16 protein-coding genes are annotated in these 18,969 nt (G+C 70.3%); 5 read left to right on the plus strand and 11 right to left on the minus strand.

Annotated elements, in window-relative coordinates; all coding sequences use genetic code 11:
- Nucleotides 1-169: 169 nt before the first annotated feature.
- Nucleotides 170-1,063: a shikimate dehydrogenase gene (locus FHS07_RS09125; RefSeq protein ID WP_183419611.1), complete on the plus strand. Its 894-nt coding sequence runs from the start codon at nt 170-172 to the stop codon at nt 1,061-1,063.
- Nucleotides 1,064-1,076: 13 nt separating this feature from the next.
- Entirely contained in the window at nt 1,077-2,396 is a 1,320-nt protein-coding gene (locus tag FHS07_RS09130) for an MFS transporter (protein WP_183419612.1), read from the plus strand.
- A gap of 81 nt (nt 2,397-2,477) precedes the next feature.
- Here FHS07_RS09130 and aroB read toward each other — a convergent pair whose 3' ends face one another.
- The 10 genes from aroB to FHS07_RS09180 all read right to left on the minus strand — a co-directional run bounded on the left by aroB (nt 2,478) and on the right by FHS07_RS09180 (nt 13,811).
- A complete protein-coding gene (aroB, locus tag FHS07_RS09135) occupies nt 2,478-3,554 on the minus strand; it encodes a 3-dehydroquinate synthase (RefSeq protein ID WP_183419613.1) in 1,077 nt (358 codons plus the stop codon).
- Nucleotides 3,551-4,102, minus strand: coding sequence for a shikimate kinase (locus FHS07_RS09140; protein WP_183419614.1), 552 nt, complete (start codon nt 4,100-4,102; stop codon nt 3,551-3,553). Before FHS07_RS09140 ends, aroB begins: the two co-directional genes overlap by 4 nt.
- On the minus strand, nt 4,089-5,315 hold the full coding sequence (gene aroC / locus FHS07_RS09145; RefSeq protein WP_183419615.1) for a chorismate synthase: 1,227 nt from the start codon (nt 5,313-5,315) through the stop codon (nt 4,089-4,091). The genes FHS07_RS09140 and aroC overlap by 14 nt, the downstream gene beginning before the upstream one ends.
- 4 nt (nt 5,316-5,319) lie before the next feature.
- The gene (locus FHS07_RS09150) at nt 5,320-6,183 is read right to left on the minus strand and encodes a shikimate dehydrogenase (protein ID WP_343054662.1); all 864 of its coding nucleotides are present in this window, start codon (nt 6,181-6,183) and stop codon (nt 5,320-5,322) included.
- Nucleotides 6,150-7,859 (minus strand): endolytic transglycosylase MltG, encoded by a 1,710-nt coding sequence (gene mltG, locus FHS07_RS09155; RefSeq protein ID WP_183419616.1) that lies wholly within the window; start codon nt 7,857-7,859, stop codon nt 6,150-6,152. The genes FHS07_RS09150 and mltG overlap by 34 nt, the downstream gene beginning before the upstream one ends.
- A 1-nt stretch (nt 7,860) precedes the next feature.
- Nucleotides 7,861-8,334 carry a Holliday junction resolvase RuvX gene (ruvX, locus tag FHS07_RS09160; RefSeq protein ID WP_183419617.1) on the minus strand — a complete coding sequence of 158 codons (474 nt, stop codon included), beginning with the start codon at nt 8,332-8,334 and terminating at the stop codon, nt 7,861-7,863.
- A complete protein-coding gene (gene alaS, locus FHS07_RS09165; RefSeq protein WP_183419618.1) occupies nt 8,331-11,000 on the minus strand; it encodes an alanine--tRNA ligase in 2,670 nt (889 codons plus the stop codon). The genes ruvX and alaS overlap by 4 nt, the downstream gene beginning before the upstream one ends.
- 63 nt (nt 11,001-11,063) lie before the next feature.
- Complete coding sequence (locus FHS07_RS09170; RefSeq protein ID WP_183419619.1) at nt 11,064-11,366, minus strand: ATPase; 303 nt, start codon at nt 11,364-11,366, stop codon at nt 11,064-11,066.
- Nucleotides 11,367-11,587: 221 nt separating this feature from the next.
- On the minus strand, nt 11,588-12,217 hold the full coding sequence (rpsD, locus tag FHS07_RS09175; RefSeq protein ID WP_183419620.1) for a 30S ribosomal protein S4: 630 nt from the start codon (nt 12,215-12,217) through the stop codon (nt 11,588-11,590).
- Nucleotides 12,218-12,404: 187 nt separating this feature from the next.
- Nucleotides 12,405-13,811: an AAA family ATPase gene (locus tag FHS07_RS09180; protein WP_183419621.1), complete on the minus strand. Its 1,407-nt coding sequence runs from the start codon at nt 13,809-13,811 to the stop codon at nt 12,405-12,407.
- Nucleotides 13,812-13,939: 128 nt separating this feature from the next.
- Between FHS07_RS09180 and FHS07_RS09185 the strand changes: the two genes are divergently transcribed.
- From FHS07_RS09185 to FHS07_RS09195, 3 genes are all read left to right on the plus strand, one after another.
- Nucleotides 13,940-14,236: a dioxygenase gene (locus tag FHS07_RS09185; protein ID WP_183419622.1), complete on the plus strand. Its 297-nt coding sequence runs from the start codon at nt 13,940-13,942 to the stop codon at nt 14,234-14,236.
- 81 nt (nt 14,237-14,317) lie between these two features.
- A complete protein-coding gene (locus FHS07_RS09190) occupies nt 14,318-16,057 on the plus strand; it encodes a DUF349 domain-containing protein (protein WP_183419623.1) in 1,740 nt (579 codons plus the stop codon).
- 63 nt (nt 16,058-16,120) lie between these two features.
- Nucleotides 16,121-16,660 (plus strand): type IV toxin-antitoxin system AbiEi family antitoxin, encoded by a 540-nt coding sequence (locus tag FHS07_RS09195; RefSeq protein ID WP_183419624.1) that lies wholly within the window; start codon nt 16,121-16,123, stop codon nt 16,658-16,660.
- Here FHS07_RS09195 and FHS07_RS09200 read toward each other — a convergent pair.
- The gene (locus FHS07_RS09200) at nt 16,647-18,896 is read right to left on the minus strand and encodes a RelA/SpoT family protein (RefSeq protein WP_183419625.1); all 2,250 of its coding nucleotides are present in this window, start codon (nt 18,894-18,896) and stop codon (nt 16,647-16,649) included. The two genes, FHS07_RS09195 and FHS07_RS09200, sit on opposite strands and share 14 nt — an antisense overlap.
- Nucleotides 18,897-18,969: the final 73 nt, after the last annotated feature.

An 18,969-nucleotide genomic window follows, 5' to 3' on the forward strand; every position in this document is an offset into this window, starting at 1 on the left:
CGGCACGACCCGCGAGGCGGCGGCGCGGCGCCGGTCGCCGCAACGCGAGCTGCGTCGGGCGCCGACCGCGTGGCATCCGGAATTCGTCGTTGACAGCGCGCCCCGCTCATGGTTTCCTCTGAACGTACCGGTTAGTACATAACCGGTCCCACGGACACGAAGGAGTACCGTGATCGACGCGCACCCCTACCTCGTCGGCCTCATCGGCACCGGGGTCCTCCCCTCGCTCACCCCGCCGATGCACATGGCCGAAGCTCGCGCCCTCGGGATGACCTACGTCTACCGCCCGCTCGACCTCACCGCCCTCGGCATCGACCCCGAGCGCATCGGCGACGTGCTCGCCTGGGCGGAACGCCTCGGCTACGACGCCGTGAACGTCACCCACCCCTGCAAGCAGAGCGTGCTCGCCCACCTCGACCGCATCGACCCGGTCGCCGCCGCCCTCGGTGCGGTCAACACCGTGCTGTTCACGCCCACCGGGCGTGTCGGCCACAACACCGACACCACCGGCTTCGCCGCCGCGTTCGTCGACGGGCTCCCGGATGCCGAGACCCGGCACGTCGTCCAGCTGGGCGCGGGAGGTGCGGGCTCGGCCGTCGCCGACGCACTGCTGCGTCTGGGTACCGCGCGGCTGAGCATCGTCGACCTCGACCCCGTACGCGCCGCGGCCCTCGCCGACGACCTGGCGTCGCGGCATCCGCTCGCCGTCGTCGACACCGCTGCGCCCGACCGGCTCGCCGACGTGCTGGCCGGCGCAGACGGTCTCGTGCATTGCACTCCCGTCGGCATGGCCGAACACCCGGGGCTCCCCCTCGACGCCGCCCTGCTGCGCCCGGAGCTGTGGGTCGCCGACATCGTCTACCGGCCGCTCGACACCGAGCTGTTGATCACCGCGCGCGAGCGCGGCTGCCGCACTCTCAGCGGCGGACGCATGGCGGTCCACCAGGCCGTCGACGCGTTCGCCCTCATCACGGGGACGCGACCCGACCCCGACCGCATGACCACCCACTTCCTCGACCTCGTAGCCGCCGACACCACCGTCGGACCGGCCGCCGCCCGCTAAGGAGCATCCGTTCATGACCACCACCGCAACGACGCGGAAGACTCCCGTGAAGGCGGCCACGGCCAGCTTCATGGGCAGCGCCGTGGAGTACTACGACTTCTTCCTGTTCGGCTCCGCCGCCGCCCTCATCTTCCCGACGGTGTTCTTCCCCTCGGGTGACCAGGCGGCACTCGTGATGTCGTTCGCGACGTTCGGGTTCGCGTATATCGCGCGCCCGTTCGGAGCCGTCATCCTCGGCCACTTCGGTGACCGCATCGGGCGCCAGAAGGTGCTGATGTTCACCCTGCTGTTGATGGGGCTGTCGACTTTCATCATCGGCTGCCTGCCCGGTTTCGCGCAGATCGGCTGGTTCGCGCCGGCCCTGCTCGTGCTGTGCCGCCTCGCCCAGGGGCTGTCCGCCGCCGGTGAGCAGGCCGGAGCGTCATCGCTGACCCTCGAGCACGCCCCCGACACCCGTCGCTCGTTCTTCACGTCGTGGACGTTGACCGGCACCCAGGGCGGCCAGATCCTCGCGGCCCTGATCTTCATCCCGGTCGTCGCCCTGCCCGACGACATCAAGTTCTCGTGGGGCTGGCGCGTGCCGTTCTGGCTGAGTGCAGTGGTCGTCGTGGTGGCGTTCTTCATCCGCCGGAGCCTGCACGAGACCCCCGAGTTCGAGCAGGCGAAGGCCACCGGCCAGATCGCCCGGATGCCGCTGGTGCCCCTGCTCAAGAACCACTGGCGCGACGTGCTCCGTGTGATCTTCTGCGCCTTCATCGCCGCGGTCTCCACCGTCTTCGGCACCCTTGCGATCGCCTACGGCAAGGAGGTCGGCCTCGCCGCCAGCGTGACGCTGTGGCTGGTCGTCGTGGCCAACGTGGTCGCGCTCTTCACACAGCCGCTGTTCGGCAAGCTCGCCGACCGCATCGGTCGCAAGCCCGTCTTCATCTACGGCGCGCTGTCGTCCGCGGTCTTCATGCCGTTCTACATGCTGTCGATGGGCGCCGGGAACGACCTGCTCACCTTCGGCCTGGCGATCCTGACGTTCTCGTGCGGATACGCCGCCGCCAACGCCGTGTGGCCGTCGTTCTACGGCGAGATGTTCAGCACCCGTGTGCGCTTCTCGGGCATGGCGATCGGCACGCAGCTCGGCTTCCTCATGGCCGGTTTCGCACCGAGCATCGTCGCCGCTCTCGGTGGTGGCGGCGCGGGCGGATGGGTCGTCATCAGCATCTTCACCGCGGTCATCGCGATCATCGCCTCCGTCAGCGCCCTGACGGCGCGGGAGACGAAGAACGTCCCCACCGACCAGCTCGGGCTGCGGGCCGAGGAACGCGTCCCCGCGAGCGTCTGACCGAACGACGAACGGCCCCGCCTCCTCCGGGAGGCGGGGCCGTTCGTCGTTCGCGTCCGCGTCGAGCGCCGGCGTCGGGACCTACGCGCCGACCTCCTGATACGCCGCGAACAGCAGCGACTCGTCGGGGGCCTGCAGCACGGTCGGGCGCGCGAGGTCGTCGAGCACGATGAAGCGCAGCATCGCGCCGCGGCTCTTCTTGTCGCGCTGCATCGTCGCCTTCAGCGTCTGGAAGGCCCCGGCGCGGTAGGTCGTCGGCAGCCCCAGCGATTCGAGCACGGTGCGGTGCCGCTGTGCGACGTCGTCGGAGAGGCGTCCGGCCAGTCGGGACAACTCGGCCGCGAACACCATGCCCACCGAGATGGCCGCGCCGTGACGCCAGCGGTAGCGCTCGGCGTGCTCGATCGCGTGGCCGAGCGTGTGCCCGTAATTCAGCACTTCGCGGAGGCCCGCTTCGCGGAGGTCTTCGCCCACGACGCGCGCTTTCATGTCGATCGCCAGTTCGATGCACCGACGGAACGCGTCGCCGCGAGGGTCGACGACGCCCTCGGGGTCGGCCTCGATGAGGTCGAGGATCTCCGGATGCCAGATGAAACCGGCCTTCACCACTTCGGCGAACCCGGCGGTCGCCTCGTTCCTCGACAGCGTGTCGAGAAGGTCGAGGTCGCAGATCACTGCGGCCGGGGGCCAGAACGCGCCGACGAGGTTCTTGCCCTCGGCGGTGTTGATCCCTGTCTTGCCGCCCACCGCGGCATCCACCATCCCGAGCACCGTGGTCGGGACCTGCACGAGCGCGACGCCGCGCAACCACGTCGCGGCGACGAAACCGGCGAGGTCGGTGACCGATCCCCCGCCGAAGCCGATGACGACGTCGGTGCGGGTGAAGTCGGCCTGGCCCATCACCTGCCAGCAGAACGCCGCGACCTCGACTCGCTTGCCGGCCTCGGCGTCGGGGATCTCGGCGAGCAGCACCTGCCGGTCCCCCATGAGCTGCGCGCGCAACGCCTCGGCCTGCTTCGCGAGGGTCGGCGGGTGCACCACGAGTACCTTGCGGGCCGCCGCGGGCAGCTTCTCACCCAGCGAGGCGAGCAGTCCGCGGCCGATCGTGATGTCGTAGCCGGCATCACCGGCGACGCTGATGGTGGTGGTGTCGGTCATGCCGTCTCTCCGGCCGGCACACGGCGTGCCCAGGCCACGATGTCGTCGACGACGCGCACGAGCGGTCCCGACGACGTGTCGAAGGTGATGTCGGCGGTCCGCTCGTAGACGGACCGTCGTTCGTCGTAGATGCGCTGCCAGCGGGCGACGGGGTCTTCCCCGCCCAATAGCGGGCGTTCGTCGCCGTGGATGCGGGATGCCACGACGTGCGGCGCCACGGTCAGCAGGACCACGCGATGCGCGGTGAGCCGCTCCCGGGTCACCGGGTCGAGCACGGCCCCGCCGCCGAGCGCGACGACTCCGCCGCGGGCCAGGGCTTCGGCCACGGCTTCGCGTTCGAGGGCGCGGAAGTGCGGCTCGCCGTGGGCGACGAAGAGGGCCGGGATGGGGCCGTGGTCGCGCACGACGAGTTTGTCGGTGTCGGTGAACGGCGTGCCCAGCGCGCGGGCGACGCGGCGGCCCACACTGGTCTTGCCCGCCCCCATCGGTCCGATGAGCACGACGGCCGAGCCGGGCGCCGCGTCGGGAGCGACCTCAGGCGAGGTCATGCGCGAGGAGCCCCGCGTCGGACGCGTCGGTCGTGCGCAGCGTCTCGGGCAGATTCGCGAGGTAGGTCTCGAGGTTGCGACGCGTCTCGACGATGTTGTCGCCACCGAACTTGTCGAGCACGGCGTCGGCCAGGGTGACGGCGACCATGGCCTCGGCCACGACGCCGGCGGCCGGCACCGCGCAGACGTCGGAACGCTGGTGGTGGGCCGCGGCGGTGTCGCCGGTGGCGACGTCGACCGTACGCAGGGCCTTGGGGATCGTGGCGATCGGCTTCATGCCGGCGCGGACGCGCAGCACCGTGCCGGTCGACATGCCGCCCTCGGTGCCACCCGCGCGGTCGGAGGAGCGCGTGATCCCCTCGCCCGTGGCGAACAGCTCGTCATGGGCCTGCGACCCGCGACGAGTCGTGGTGAGGAAGCCGTCGCCGACCTCGACGCCCTTGATGGCCTGAATGCTCATCAAGGCGTGGGCGAGCTTGGCATCCAGTCGACGATCCCACTGCACGTGCGAGCCGAGCCCCGGCGGCAGGCCGTAGGCGAGCACCTCGACGATGCCGCCGAGCGTGTCGCCCGCCTTCTTGGCGTCGTCGACCTCGGCCACCATGGCGGCGCTGGTCTCGGCGTGGAAGCAGCGCAGCGGATCGGCGTCGAGCAGGTCGACGTCGTCGGGGGTCGGGAACGCGGCGTCATCGGGCACGCGCACCGGGCCGATCGAGAGCGTGTGGCTCACGAGGCGGATACCGAGCTCGTTCAGGAACGACCGTGCGATGGCGCCGAGGGCGACGCGCGCCGCGGTCTCGCGGGCGGAGGCGCGCTCGAGGATCGGACGCGCCTCGTCGAAGCCGTACTTCTGCATGCCCACCAGATCGGCGTGGCCCGGACGCGGGCGCGTGAGGGCGGCACCGCGACCACGCGACCGGTCGGACAGCTCGATCGGCTCGGGGCTCATGACCTCGGTCCACTTCGGCCACTCGGTGTTGCCGATGCGCAGCGCGATCGGGCTTCCGATCGTGAAGCCGTGCACGATGCCGGTCGAGAGCGTCAGTTCGTCTTCCTCGAACTTCATCCGCGACCCGCGACCGTAACCCAGGCGGCGGCGCGCGAGTTCGGCGCGGATCTGCGCGGACGAGACGGGGACGCCGGCCGGCATCCCCTCCATGAGGGCGATCAGTTCGGGGCCGTGGGACTCGCCGGCCGTGAGAACGCGAAGCATTCCTCTAGTCTCCCACGAGCGCGGTGCGCATCGCGGCCAGCACCGCATCCTCGCGGTCGAGCGGGCGGTCGGGGTCGCCTGTGACGAAGACGCGCACCTGCAGGAGCGCCTGGTGCAGAAGCATGCCGAGACCATTGTGCGCGGCGACTCCCGCACGACTCCACGCCTGGGCGAGCGGCGTCGGCCATCCGCCGTAGACGACGTCCACGAGAGGACCGGACCCGGATGCCAGGAGGTCGGCGACCGGGCCGAGGTCGGTGCCCCCGGGGAGCGCGGCGATCGTGGCGTCGACCGGATCGACCGTGTCGTCGTCGACCGCTCGGACGCGCACCTCGGCGTCGAGCGCGTCGCCGAGCCGGCGGAGGGACTCGGCGGCATCGGGGCGACGTGCGCGCACCTCGATGAGACCCGCGCCCACGCGCGCGGCGGAGACGACGGCCGACGTCGCCGTCGCCCCGGCGCCGAGCACACGCACCGCAGCCGGGGAGCGCACGCCCATCTCCGCGAGGGCGCGGGCGAGTCCCCCGACGTCGGTGTTGAAGCCGTGGGGGCCGTCGTCGGTGAGCAGGAAGGTGTTGACCGCGCCCGTCAGACGCGCATCCTCGTCGAGGGAGCGGGCCGTCCGCGCGGCGACCGTCTTGAGCGGCATCGTGAGCGAGAGACCGCGCCAGGTCGCATCCAACTGCGCGAGGTGATCGGTGAAGGCATCGGTCGACACCCGCTGGCGCCCATACTCCCACTCGAGCCCGAGCACGCCGTACGCCGCCGCGTGCAGCCGGGGCGACCGCGAGTGCGCGATCGGGTCGCCCCAGACGGCCAGGCGCGTGGGGTCGGTCAGCATCCCGAGTTCGGGTTGTCGGCGCACCACGCCCGCCATTGCTCGACGGCCGCCAGATGCTCGGTGTACGTCGAGGTGAACACGGTCTCGCCGGTGTCGAGGTTGACCGTCACGAAGTACAACCACGGGCCGTCGGCGGGCTTCATCGCGGCGTCGATGGCGAGATCGCCCGCGTTCGCGATGGGTCCGATCGGCAGGCCCGGGTACATGTAGGTGTTCCACGGGTTGTCGCTGTTGCGGGCCTCTTCGGACGTGCTGACCGACCCGCTGCCCATCTCCCCGGCGCCGTACTGCACCGTCGAGTCCATCTCGAGCTTGCCGAACGTCTCCTGGTTCGAGGGCTGCAGGCGGTTCTCGATGACGCGCGAGACCTTGTAGAAGTCTTCGCTGCTGCGCGCTTCGCGCTCGATGATGGAGGCGATGATGAGGATCCGCTCGCGGTCGCCCTCGGGTACGCCCGCGGTGTCCAGCGACTGCATGGTGCGCGTGACCATCCTGTCGATGACCTGCGCGGCGGTCACACCCTCGTCGAAATCGTACGTGGCGGGGAAGATCCAGCCTTCGAGCGTGGTGGCGCTCACGCCGTACTGCGAAGGGTCGGCGACGGCTGCGTCGAGATCGGCGCGCGCGAGGCCGAGTTGCTCGGAGATGAGATCGAGCGACTGCGCGAGCGTCAGGCCCTCACGCAGCTGCACCGAGTAGTCGAGGCGGTTCTCGGGGAGGCGGAGGGCGGCGAGCACGGCTTCCGAGGTCATCTGCTGCTGCAGCTTGTAGACGCCGGGCTGGAACGTGAAGGCGACGGAGTTGTCGACCATGTATTTGTACAGCGAGTTCGATGCCTTGGTCACGCCGGCCTCGAACATCTTCGGTGAGACCGATTCCCCGGTGTCGCCCGAAACGATCGTGACGCGCGTCTCGCCGGTGGCCTGGCCCGCCTCGAAGTCGACCGACTCCTCTTGACCGAGGAAGGCCTGAACCCGATCGCCGTACGTGTTCCACAGCGCCATCCCGCCGCCGACCATTCCGCCGACCAGGAGTACCACGACGGCCAGGGCGATCCAGCGGCCGACGTGGCGGCGCTTCCGCGACGGCGCTGGCACGGGCTGGCCGATGTCGTGCGTCGTGGTCTGGCCCGTGAAGAGCTGTTCGAGGGACCCGGATGCCGCCGACCCCGGGGCCGACGATGCCGAGGCGGAGGCGGCACCGGCGCCCACCAGGACGGGCTCTCGCGCTGGTTCGACGTCGCGCGAGGGTGCACTGCCTCGGCGCGGTCCGGGGGTTGCGTCACGACCCCCCGTGGTGCGGGCGGTGGGGCGGCGCGTTCCAGCGGGCGGCGCGGCGTCGCGCGGGCGGGCCGGGACTTCCTGCGCTCCGGCGTCACGTGACGGGTCGTTCTGCATGGCGGAGCGCGGCGCGACATCCGGCGAGGTCTCGGCGGCCGGGCGAGCGACCGGGGCGTCCGGCGCCGGCGCGGGCGTCATGTCTTCGGGGGCGGGAGTCGACGGCGTGTCACCGGGTGCGCGGCGAGCGGCGTCGAATCGCGCGCTGTCCGGAGCGTCGGGCGCATCCCCGCCCGCCGCGCGGGCCTCGCGGGCTGCGCGGCGCGACGGCGGTGCGTCGTCGGCCCGTGTCCCCTTGCGCGGGTCGGGCAGACGCCCGTAGAGGTCGGCGAACGGATCGCTCTCGGGCGGCTGATTCTCGGGCATGTCAGGCGGGCTCCTGTCCCGGTGATATGGCGGGTCCGGCCGGCTCACCGGACTGTCGCTCGACGTCGAGCGCCTGCTGCAGCAGCACCACAGCGGCGACTTGGTCCACAATGCTACGAGAAGCACGCTGGGAACGTCCTGCCTCCCGCAGAACGCTGTGCGCCGATACGGTGCTGAGACGCTCGTCGACCAACCTCACGGGCATCGGCAGAGCCGCCGCAAGCGCCTCCGCGAAGCCACGTGCATCGGTCGTCGACGGCGTGTCTTCTCCTCGGAGGTTCAGCGGCAGTCCCACCAGCACCTCGAACGCCTCGTACTCGGCGGCGAGGGCCGCGATGCGGCGCACCGACTCGCCCTTGCGCGGCACCGTTTCGACGGGAACGGCGAGCACCCCGTCGGGGTCCGACCGGGCGACGCCCACACGGGCACGCCCGACATCGATCCCCAACCGGATGCCGCGCCGAAACGCCGTCACGCGGTGGTCGCCCGCACGTCCGCGACGATGCCCTCGAGCGCCTGCGGCAGGGCCGTGGCATCCGTTCCGCCGCCCTGGGCGACGTCGGGACGACCGCCTCCGCCTCCGCCGAGGACGCCGGCGGCCCCCTTCGCCAGAGCGCCGGCGGCGAGTCCGCGTTCGCGAGCGGCCTCGTTGGTCACGACGACGACCGTGGCGCGGCCGCCGGTGACGCTGGAGAGGGCGACGACCGCGGGGTCGGCGCCCAGACGGTCGCGCACCTGCAGCGCGAGCGAGCGCACATCGTCGGCCGATGCGCCCTCCCCCAGGCTCTGTGCGACGACGCGCACCGAGCCGACGGCGACGGCCGACTCGACCAGCTGCGGCAGACGCCCCGTGAGGGCCTGCGCTTCGAAGGCGGCGATCTTCTTCTCGGCGGCCTTGAGGCTCGCCGCCAGCTCCGAGATGCGCGTCGTCAGCTGCTCGCGCGGCGTCTTCAGCGACGTCGACAGCTGCGACACGATCGCGCGCTCGGCGGCGAGGTCGCGGAAGGCGTCGAGGCCGACAAGGGCCTCCACGCGCCGGTTGGAGGCGCCGACGGACTGCTCGCCGACGAGGTTGACCAGCCCGATCTCGGAGCTTCGGGCGACGTGGGTGCCGCCGCAGAGTTCGCGCGACCAGGGTCCGCCGACGTCGACCATGCGCACCGTGTCGCCGTACTTCTCGCCGAACAGTGCCATCGCGCCCGCGGCCTTGGCCTCGTCGAGCGACATCACGCGCGTGGTCACCTCGAGGTTGTCGCGCACGGCGTTGTTGGCGATGTCTTCGATCTCGGTGCGGGTTTCGGGCGACAGGGCAGAGCCCCAGCTGAAGTCGAACCGCATGTATCCGGCGCGGTTGAGCGAACCGGTCTGCGTCGCCGTCTTGCCCAGCGTGTCGCGGATCGCGGCGTGCACGAGGTGCGTGGCGGTGTGCGCCTGCTGTGCCGAGTGGCGATTCAGCGCGTCGACGACGGTCGTCGCCGGGGCGCCGACCGACACTTCACCGGTGGTGACTTCGACGGTGTGGCTGATGAGGCCCGGCACCGGACGCTGCACGTCGAGCACCTCGAGGGCGTAACCGGGGCCGACGATGGTCCCCTTGTCGGCGACCTGGCCGCCCGATTCGGCGTAGAGGGCGGTCTCGGCGGTGATGATCTCGGCGATCTGGCCCTCGGACGCGCGATCACTGCCTTGACCCGCGATCAGGATGCCGAGGACCTTGGACTGCGTCTGAAGCTCGGTGTAGCCGGTGAACACCGTTTCACCGAGGGCTCGGAACTCGCGGTAGGCGCTCTGATCGGCGATGGCGCCCTTGCGGGCACGGGCGTCAACCTTGGCGCGTGTGCGCTGCTCGAGCATGAGCTGGTCGAAGGACCCACGATCGACGGTCAGACCCGCCTCTTCGGCGATCTCGAGGGTCAGGTCGATGGGGAACCCGTAGGTGTCGTGAAGAAGGAACGCCTCCGACCCCGAAAGGGTCGTGCCGCCACCGGTCTTGGCCTGGGCGACCGACTGGTCGAGGATGGCGGATCCCGCCGCGAGTGTGCGCAGGAACGTCTGCTCCTCGGCGATGGCGTAGGCGGAGAGACGGGGGTAATCGGCCTCGACCTCGGGGTACGACTCCTTCATCGCGTCGCGCGACGCGGCGAACAGCTCGGGGAACGTGGCGCCTTCGACGCCCAGCAGGCGCATCGAGCGGATCGCGCGGCGCATGATGCGGCGCAGGATGTAGCCGCGACCCTCGTTCGAGGGGGTCACTCCGTCGGCGAGCAGCATGAGCGAGGAGCGCACGTGGTCGGCGACGATGCGCAGACGCACGTCGTCCTCGTGGGACTCGTTGCCGTAGGACTTCCCGGCGAGCTTCGCCGCGAGGTCGAGCACCGGTCGCACCTGGTCGGTCTCGTACATGTTGTCGACGCCCTGCTTGATGAACGCGATGCGCTCCAGGCCCATGCCGGTGTCGATGTTCTTCGCGGGGAGCTCGCCGACGATGTCGAAGTCGTACTTGGAGCGGACGTTCGTGATCTCGTACTGCATGAACACGAGGTTCCAGATTTCGACGTAGCGGTCGTCGTCGGTGGCGGGACCGCCGTCGATGCCGTAGTCGGGTCCGCGGTCGAAGAAGATCTCGGAGCAGGGGCCTGCGGGGCCGGGAAGACCGGTCGACCAGTAGTTCGTGTCTTTGCCGAGGCGCTGGATGCGCTCCTCGGGCAGCGGGGTGAGGGAACGCCAGAGGTCGTGCGCCTCGTCGTCCTCCTCGTAGACGGTGACCCACAGGTCCTTCGGGTCGAAGGCGAGACCGCCCTCCGACTCGGGGCCGGTGAGCAGCTCCCACGCGAAACGGATGGCGTCTTCTTTGAAGTAGTCGCCGAACGACCAGTTACCCAGCATCTGGAAGAAGGTGCCGTGGCGGGGGGTCTTGCCGACCTCCTCGATGTCGTTGGTGCGGATGCACTTCTGCACATCCGCCGCGCGCGGGTAGGGCGGCGGCACGACGCCGCTGAGGTACGGGATGAAGGGCACCATGCCCGCCACGGTGAAGAGCAGGGCCGGGTCGTCGGTGACGAGCGAGGCCGAGGGGACGATCGTGTGGTTCTTCTTCTCGAAGAAGTCGAGGAAGCGCTGGGCGATCTCGGCGGTTTTCATGGCGGGTCTTTCCGTGCGCGTGCGCACCCGTCCCGCGGCGGCGGGACGAAGGGCGCAGAGAGGTCAGTCGGAGGGCGAAACGGTCTTCTTGGCCGCTGCGGCGGCATTGCCGATGGCGTCGGTGGCATGGTCCGCAGCTTCCGCGACGTGACTTGCGGCCGAGGCGGCGACGCCCTTGGCGTCGTCGAGGATGTCCGACAGGCGGGTCTCCTGCTCGTGGTAGGCGTCGCTCATGTGGTCGGTGAACTCGCCGATACGGGAGTCGAGCTGCGCGAGCAACTCCTGACCGCGGGGGTCTTTGTTGACGAGGTGGGCGGCGACGAATCCGCCGGCGATACCCAACGCGAACCAGACAACGCTTTTCACGATCACCACTTCTTCCTCGATGCGACACCGCGTTCGCGGCATCCTTCATCGTAGGCGACGGCCCCTGTGCACCGCGCAAAGCAGCTCGTCGAATGCCGCCGCCGGCTTTCCGTGACCGTTCGAGACCGCGCCGCCGCTGGGTGCCGGGCTCTGCCTCGGACACGACGCGGGAACGACGAAGGGCGCCGGGAGAACCCGACGCCCTTCGTTGCTCGCTGGGATCAGCGGGCGGCGTAGTACTCGACGACGAGCTGCACGTCACAGGTGACGGGCACCTCGGCGCGCTTGGGACGACGGAGCAGGCGGGCCTGCAGCGTCGAGAGGTCGACCTCGAGGTAGCCCGGAACGGGGGGCAGAACCTCGGCGTGACCACCGGCGGCGGCGACCTGGAAGGGCTCGAGACCCTCGCTCTTGCTCTTGACGTGGATCAGCTGACCGGCCTTGACGCGGAACGACGGGCGGTCCACCAGCTGGCCGTCGACCATGATGTGGCGGTGCACGACGAGCTGGCGAGCCTGCGCGGTGGTGCGGGCGAAGCCCGAACGCACGACGAGGGCGTCCAGACGCATCTCGAGCAGCTCGACCAGGTTCTCACCGGTCAGGCCGTCGGTGCGGCGGGCCTCGTTGAACGCGATGCGCAGCTGCTTCTCGCGGATGCCGTACTGCTCGCGCAGACGCTGCTTCTCACGGAGACGGACGGCGTAGTCGCTGTCGGCCTTGCGCTTGGTGCGGCCGTGCTCGCCGGGAGCGTAGGGACGCTTCTCGAGGTAGCGGGCGGCCTTGGGGGTGAGTGCGACGCCGAGGGCGCGCGACAGACGCACCTTGCGGCGGTCCTGAGACTTCGTGGTCACGAAGTTCTCCTTCCGATGACGTGGCCGCGCCTTTCACGGCTCACGGGCGTATCGCCCCCTTCCGCCCGATCCGAAGCGCACGCCGGGGCGCACCGGAAGGTGATCACAGAAAGGAGGGGATGCCCGAAAACCCTGTTTCGAGCCGGTTCATGCTATCAGAGCCCACCGAGAGACCCCGGTGCGCGGCTCAGGTGCCGTCGAGGATGCGTCGGATCTTCTCGAGACGCGCCGACACGTCGCGCTCGGCGCCATGGTTCGTCGGCTCGTAGTATCGGCGACCGCGCAGCTCGTCGGGGAGATACTGCTGCGTGACGATGCCGATCTCGCTGTCGTGGGCGTACTTGTATCCCTTGCCGTGGCCGAGACGCTTCGCCCCGGGGTAGTGCGCGTCGCGCAGGTGCATCGGTACGCGGCCGAAGCCGCCCGCCCGTACGTCGGCGATCGCGGCATTGATGGCGTTGTAGGCGGCGTTCGACTTCGCGGTCGTGGCGAGGTAGACGGTCGCCTCGGCGAGCGGGATGCGCCCCTCGGGCATGCCGATGAACGCCACGGCATCGGCGGCGGCGACCGCGATCTGCAACGCCTGGGGGTCGGCCATGCCGATGTCTTCGGCAGCGGAGATGACGAGGCGCCGCGCGATGAACCGCGGGTCCTCCCCCGCCTCGATCATGCGCGCGAGGTAGTGGATCGCGGCATCCGGGTCGGATCCCCGCACCGACTTGATGAACGCACTGATGACGTCGTAGTGCTCGTCGCCCTGCCGGTCGTAGCGCAGCAGGGCGCGGTCGACGGCCTGGGCGATGTGATCGGCCGTGATGACAGTGGTAGGCGCGGTGCCGTCACCGGCATCCGAGTCGTCGTCCTCGTCGGTGTCGTCCGGCTCATCGAGGGAGGGTGCCGGTGCCGCCGCATCGAGGTCGCCCGCGACGGCCGCCGCCGCCTCGAGGGCGGTCAGCGCGCGCCGGGCGTCTCCGGATGCGAGGCGAACCAGGGCGGCGCGGGCGTCGTCGTCGAGCTCGACCCGGCCGGCCAGGCCCCGCGGGTCGCGCACGGCGCGGTCGACGAGCGCTCCCAGGTCGTCGTCACCGAGCGGTCGCAGGGTCAGCAGGAGGGAGCGCGACAACAGCGGCGAGATGACCGAGAAAGAGGGATTCTCGGTCGTCGCGGCGATGAGCACGACCCACCCGTTCTCGACGCCCGGCAGCAGCGCGTCCTGCTGGGCCTTGGTGAAGCGGTGGATCTCGTCGAGGAACAGGATGGTCGACTGCCCGTAGAGATCCCGCTGCGTCAGGGCTTCTTGCATGACCTCGCGCACGTCTTTGACGCCCGCCGTGATCGCCGACAGCTCCACGAACCGCCGCCCCGATGACCGGGCGATCGCCTGGGCGAGCGTGGTCTTGCCCGTGCCGGGCGGGCCCCACAGGATGACGGAGACGGCGGAAACGGATGCCGAGGAGTCGGTCGTGGCGAGGGTGACCAGCGGCGAACCGGGACGCAGCAGATGCCCCTGCCCGGCGACCTCGTCGAGGCTCACGGGCCGCATGCGCACGGCGAGCGGCGTCTGGCCCTGGAAGAGCGCCGAAGAAGGGGTCACCGCTCCAGGCTAACCGGGGGCTCCGACAACGGACCCGTCTTCGCGGGCACCGTGCGGTGGGAAGCCGCCGGGGCGGCGGGCGTGATGTTTGTAGGATCGACGAGTCCGGACGGGCAGAGGAGGTCGATGTGGCGACGCGCGGAAACGACCGGCAGACGCGGGAGCAGCGGGAACGTGCTCGCGCATACCAGGCGCGGCTCGAGCTGCACCAACGGCAGGGACGCCGGCGCACGCGCGACAACGCGATCGCGCTCGTCGTGGGCCTCGTGGTCATCCTGGGAGCGGTCGGCGCGCAGACGGCCTACTTCGTCGCGGGACCCGGAACACCCGAGCCGCTGCCGACGTCGACCCCCGGCCAGAGCGCCCCCGCGACCGATGCGCCGGCGACTCCGGCGCCGGATGCCACGGAGTCCACGGCACCTTGATCCTGTGTCGGCGGCGCGGCTCGTACTAGGCTCGGAGGGTCCTTCTCCCCCAGGCGGCTCTGCCGCGATGAGGTGCTATCCGTGTCTTCCGCTTCCACCCCCGAGACCTCCGACCCGCGCGACGCCGCGAGTGACGCCGAGGCCGACGCTTCTTCCCCGAACGAGGTGCAGACCGACGACGTCTCCACCGCCGATGGTCAGACTGCGCCGGTCGCCGACGACGCGGATGCCGCGGGCGAACCCGACGCGGTGCCCGACGTCGATCCGAGCGCGGAGGCCGAGCCCGCCGCGGCCGACGAGGCCGGCGCTGAGACCGTCGAGGCCGAGTCCGACACTGCTGACGAGTCCGTCGCCGACGAGTCCGCCGCCGATGCGGAGACCGTCGCCGTCGAGTCCGAGCCCGTCGAGACGGAGTCTGCCGTAGGCACCGAGCCCGTCGCTGATGCAGAGGCCCCTGCTGACGAGCCCGTCGCCGAGGCCGATGCCGCGGAGGGTGCCGAGACGGTGTCCGCCGCGCCCTCCCCCGCGCAGCCCGCGGCCCGCCCCGGCCCGCGTCTGCCCGGACCGCCCCCCGGTGCGACGGCGTCGAAGACCACGACCCCGCCGTGGGGACGCGTCGACGACGACGGCACCGTGTCGGTTCGTGAGGGAGACGACTGGCGCGAGGTCGGTCAGTACCCCGACGGCACGCCCGCCGAGGCCCTCGCGTACTACCAGCGCAAGTTCTCCGACCTGGCCGGCGAGGTCACGCTGATCGAGACCCGTCACCGCCGCGGCGGTGCGTCGGCATCCGATCTGCGCTCCACCGCCAAGACGCTGCGCGCCAAACTCGACGGTGCTGCCGCCGTGGGCGACCTGGCCGCCCTCATCGCCCGCGTCGACGCCCTCACCGCCGAGCTCGCCGAAGCCAGCGAGACCGAGGCCGTCGCCGCCAAGCAGGCGAGCGAAGAGGCCGTGCGCGAGCGCACCGCGATCGTCGAAGAGGCCGAGGCCCTCGCGGCACGCGACCCGCAGAGCGTGCAGTGGAAGCAGATGACGGCCGACATGACGGCGCTCTTCGACCGGTGGCAGGCGCACCAGCAGAACGGCCCGCGCCTGTCGAAGTCGACCGCCCAGCAGCTGTGGCGTCGGTTCCGTGACGCGCGCGCCACGGTCGACCGCCACCGCCGCGAGTTCTTCTCGTCACTCGACGAGACGCACAAGTCGGCACGCGAGGCCAAGACACGTCTCGTCGAGCGTGCCGAGGCACTCGCTCCGCGCGGCGAAGACGGAATCAACGCCTACCGCGACCTCCTCGACGCGTGGAAGGCGTCGGGCCGCGCGGGCCGAAAGGTCGACGACGCGCTGTGGGCGCGATTCAAGGCCGCCGGTGACGCTCTCTACGGGGCGCGCATCGAGCGTGAGTCCGCCGAGAACGAGGCGTCGAAAGAGAAGATCGAACAGAAGCGCGCGCTTCTCGAAGAGGCTGCCCCGATCGTCGACGAGAAGAACCTGGCGACCGCCCGTCAGAAGCTCACCGCGATCCAGCGCCAGTGGGACGAGATCGGACGCATCTTCCCGCGCGACAAGGAGCGCACACTCGACGACGAGCTGCGAAAGATCGAGCAGAGCGTGCGCACGCGCGAAGACGCCGACTGGAAGCGCAACGACCCCGAGCAGAAGGCGCGTGCCAACGACATGACGCGTCAGCTGACCGACGCGATCGACAAGCTCGAGGCCGAGGTCGCCGAGGCCGAAGCCCGCGGCGACAAGCGCGCCGCGGCGCAGGCGAAGGAGGCCCTCGAGGCCCGTCGTACCTGGCTGCGTGCCCTCGGCGGCTGACCGGTTCTCCACAGGTCCGACGCTCCGGCGTCCTGGGCGACATCGCCCCGTCACACTGGCGGGATGGTGTCGCCCTTCCTCTTCTTCGCCGACGAGCGTCTCTCCCTCGCCGAACTGTCCGCCGCCTGCCTCGATGGTCTGCTCGTGCCGCTCGGCGAGGGGTTCATGCCCGCCGACGCGGCCGAGACGCCGTGGATGCGCGCCCGCAGCCTGCTCCCCCTGCTGGGCGAACGGTGGGCGGCCGTGCGCGGCAGCGCAGCGTGGATCCATGGGGCGGTGTCGGAGGAACCGACGTCGCACCACGTGCAGCGGGCGGGTCCGACACGTGCGCGGGCTCGTTCCGACGCCCGCACGGTCTTCCACGACGTGCGTCTCGAACCCGTCGACGTGTGCACGATCGCCGGCGTGCACGTGAGCTCACCCGGACGGACGCTCGTCGACCTCGCGCGTTCCGACGACGCCGCCGACCAGGCACTCGCACGCACCTGGGCGCACGCCGATGCGCTCGTGCGCGTCTCGGCTGAGGAGTGGCTCGCACGGCATCCGCGGTTCCCCCACGGGCGACGCGCGACGGCCCTGCTGACGGGGACTACGACGAGGTGACGCGATAGACGTCGTAGACGGCGTCGATGCGTCTAACGGCGTTCAGCACGCGATCCAGGTGCACCGTGTCGCCCATCTCGAAGACGAACTTGCTGAGAGCCAGCCGGTCGTTCGTGGTCGACACGGTCGCCGACAGGATGTTCACGTGGTGCTCGCTGAGCACGCGCGTCACGTCACTGAGCAGCCCCGAACGATCGAGCGCTTCGACCTGGATCTGCACGAGAAAGACACTCTTCGTGGTCGGTGCCCACTCGACCTCGATCAGACGGTCGGGTTCTTCCTTCAGCGCGCGCACGTTCGTGCAGTCGCCACGGTGCACCGAAACGCCGCTTCCACGGGTCACGAATCCGACGATGTCGTCGCCGGGGACCGGGGTGCAGCACTTCGCCAGCTTCACCAGGATGTCGGGGGCGCCGCGCACGAGCACGCCGGAGTCGCCGCCGCGCGGAGCCCTGCTGCGTCCGACGGGGATGTCGATGGGGCCGGTGTTCGTCTCTTCGACGCTGACGAGGGCCGTGACCTTCTCGATCACCGACTGGGTCGAGACGTGTCCCTCACCGACCGCGGCGTACAGCGCGGAGACGTCCTCGTAGTGGAAGAGCCGTGCGACCTCGGTGAAGGAGTCCTGGCTCATCAGGCGCTGCAGAGGGAGGTTCTGGCGCCGCATCGCGCGGGCGATGGAGTCCTTGCCCTGCTCGATCGCCTCTTCGCGGCGCTCCTTCGTGAACCACCCGCGGATCTTGTTGCGCGCGCGGGTGCTCTTGACGAAGCCGAGCCAGTCCTGGCTGGGGCCGGCGTCGGGGTTCTTCGAGGTGAAGACCTCGACCACGTCACCGCTCTGCAGAGTCGACTCCAACGGCACCAGACGCCCGTTGACCTTCGCACCCATGGTGCGGTGACCGATCTCGGTGTGCACCGCGTACGCGAAGTCGACCGGCGTCGCCCCGGTGGGAAGACCCACGACACGGCCCTTGGGGGTGAAGACGTAGACCTCCTTCGCACCGATCTCGAACCGCAGCGAGTCGAGGAACTCCCCCGGGTCGGCGGTCTCGGCCTGCCAGTCGGAGATGTGGGCGATCCACGCCATGTCGGCGTCGACGGCTTTGGCATCCGATTTCGTGCCGGCCATGCGCTCTTTGTACTTCCAGTGCGCGGCCACACCGAATTCAGCCTGCTGGTGCATCTCGTGCGTGCGGATCTGGATCTCGACGGTGCGGCCGCCGGGACCGATCACCGTCGTATGCAGCGACTGGTAGAGGTTGAACTTCGGGGTCGCGATGTAGTCCTTGAAGCGCCCGGGCAGCGGCGTCCACCGCGCATGGATCGCGCCGAGAACGGCGTAGCAGTCTCGTACGGTGCCCACCAGGATGCGGATGCCGATGAGGTCGTAGATGTCGTCGAACTCACGACCTCGTACGACCATCTTCTGGTACACGGAGTACAGCTGCTTCGGCCGACCCATGACGCGGCCGCGCACGCGCAGCTCACGCAGATCGGCGTCGACCGCGTCGATGACGTTCTGCACGTACTGCTCGCGCTGCGGGGTGCGTTGCTTGACGAGACTCTCGATCTCGGCGTAGAGCTTGGGATGCATCACGGCGAACGAGAGGTCTTCGAGTTCGCTCTTGATGGCCTGGATGCCGAGACGGTGCGCGAGCGGCGCATAGATCTCGAGCGTCTCGGTGGCCTTCTTCGCCGCCTTGTGCGGGGGCACGAAGCCCCAGGTACGCGCGTTGTGCAGGCGGTCGGCGAGCTTGATCAAGAGCACCCGGATGTCTTTCGACATCGCCACGATCATCTTGCGGACGGTCTCGGCCTGGGCGCTGTCGCCGTACTTGACCTTGTCGAGCTTGGTGACCCCGTCGACCAGCATCGCCACTTCGTCGCCGAAGTCGGCGGCGAGTTCGTCGAGCGGGTAGCCGGTGTCTTCGACCGTGTCGTGCAGCAGGGCGGCGGCGATCGCCTTGGGGCCGAGGCCGAGCTCGGCGAGGATCTGCGCCACCGCGAGCGGGTGGGTGATGTACGGCTCGCCGCTCTGACGCTTCTGTCCGTCGTGCGCCTTGTCGGCGACGGCGTACGCCCGCTCGATGATCGCGAGGTCACCCTTGGGGTGATGGGTGCGCACGGTGCGCAGCAGCTTGTCGACGTCGTCGCGGCGCGCGGCGCGCGAGAAGATACGCGGAACGAGGCGTCGCAGCGACGACGGTGGCGGCGCGGAAGACGTGGTTTCGGTCATCGCCACCTCTCCCCTACGGCCGGTCGGTCAAGTCTACGCCCCGACAGGTGAGGCCCCGACATGACGTCGGGGC

This window comes from Microbacterium proteolyticum, assembly GCF_014192415.1.
GTDB lineage: Bacteria > Actinomycetota > Actinomycetes > Actinomycetales > Microbacteriaceae > Microbacterium > Microbacterium proteolyticum.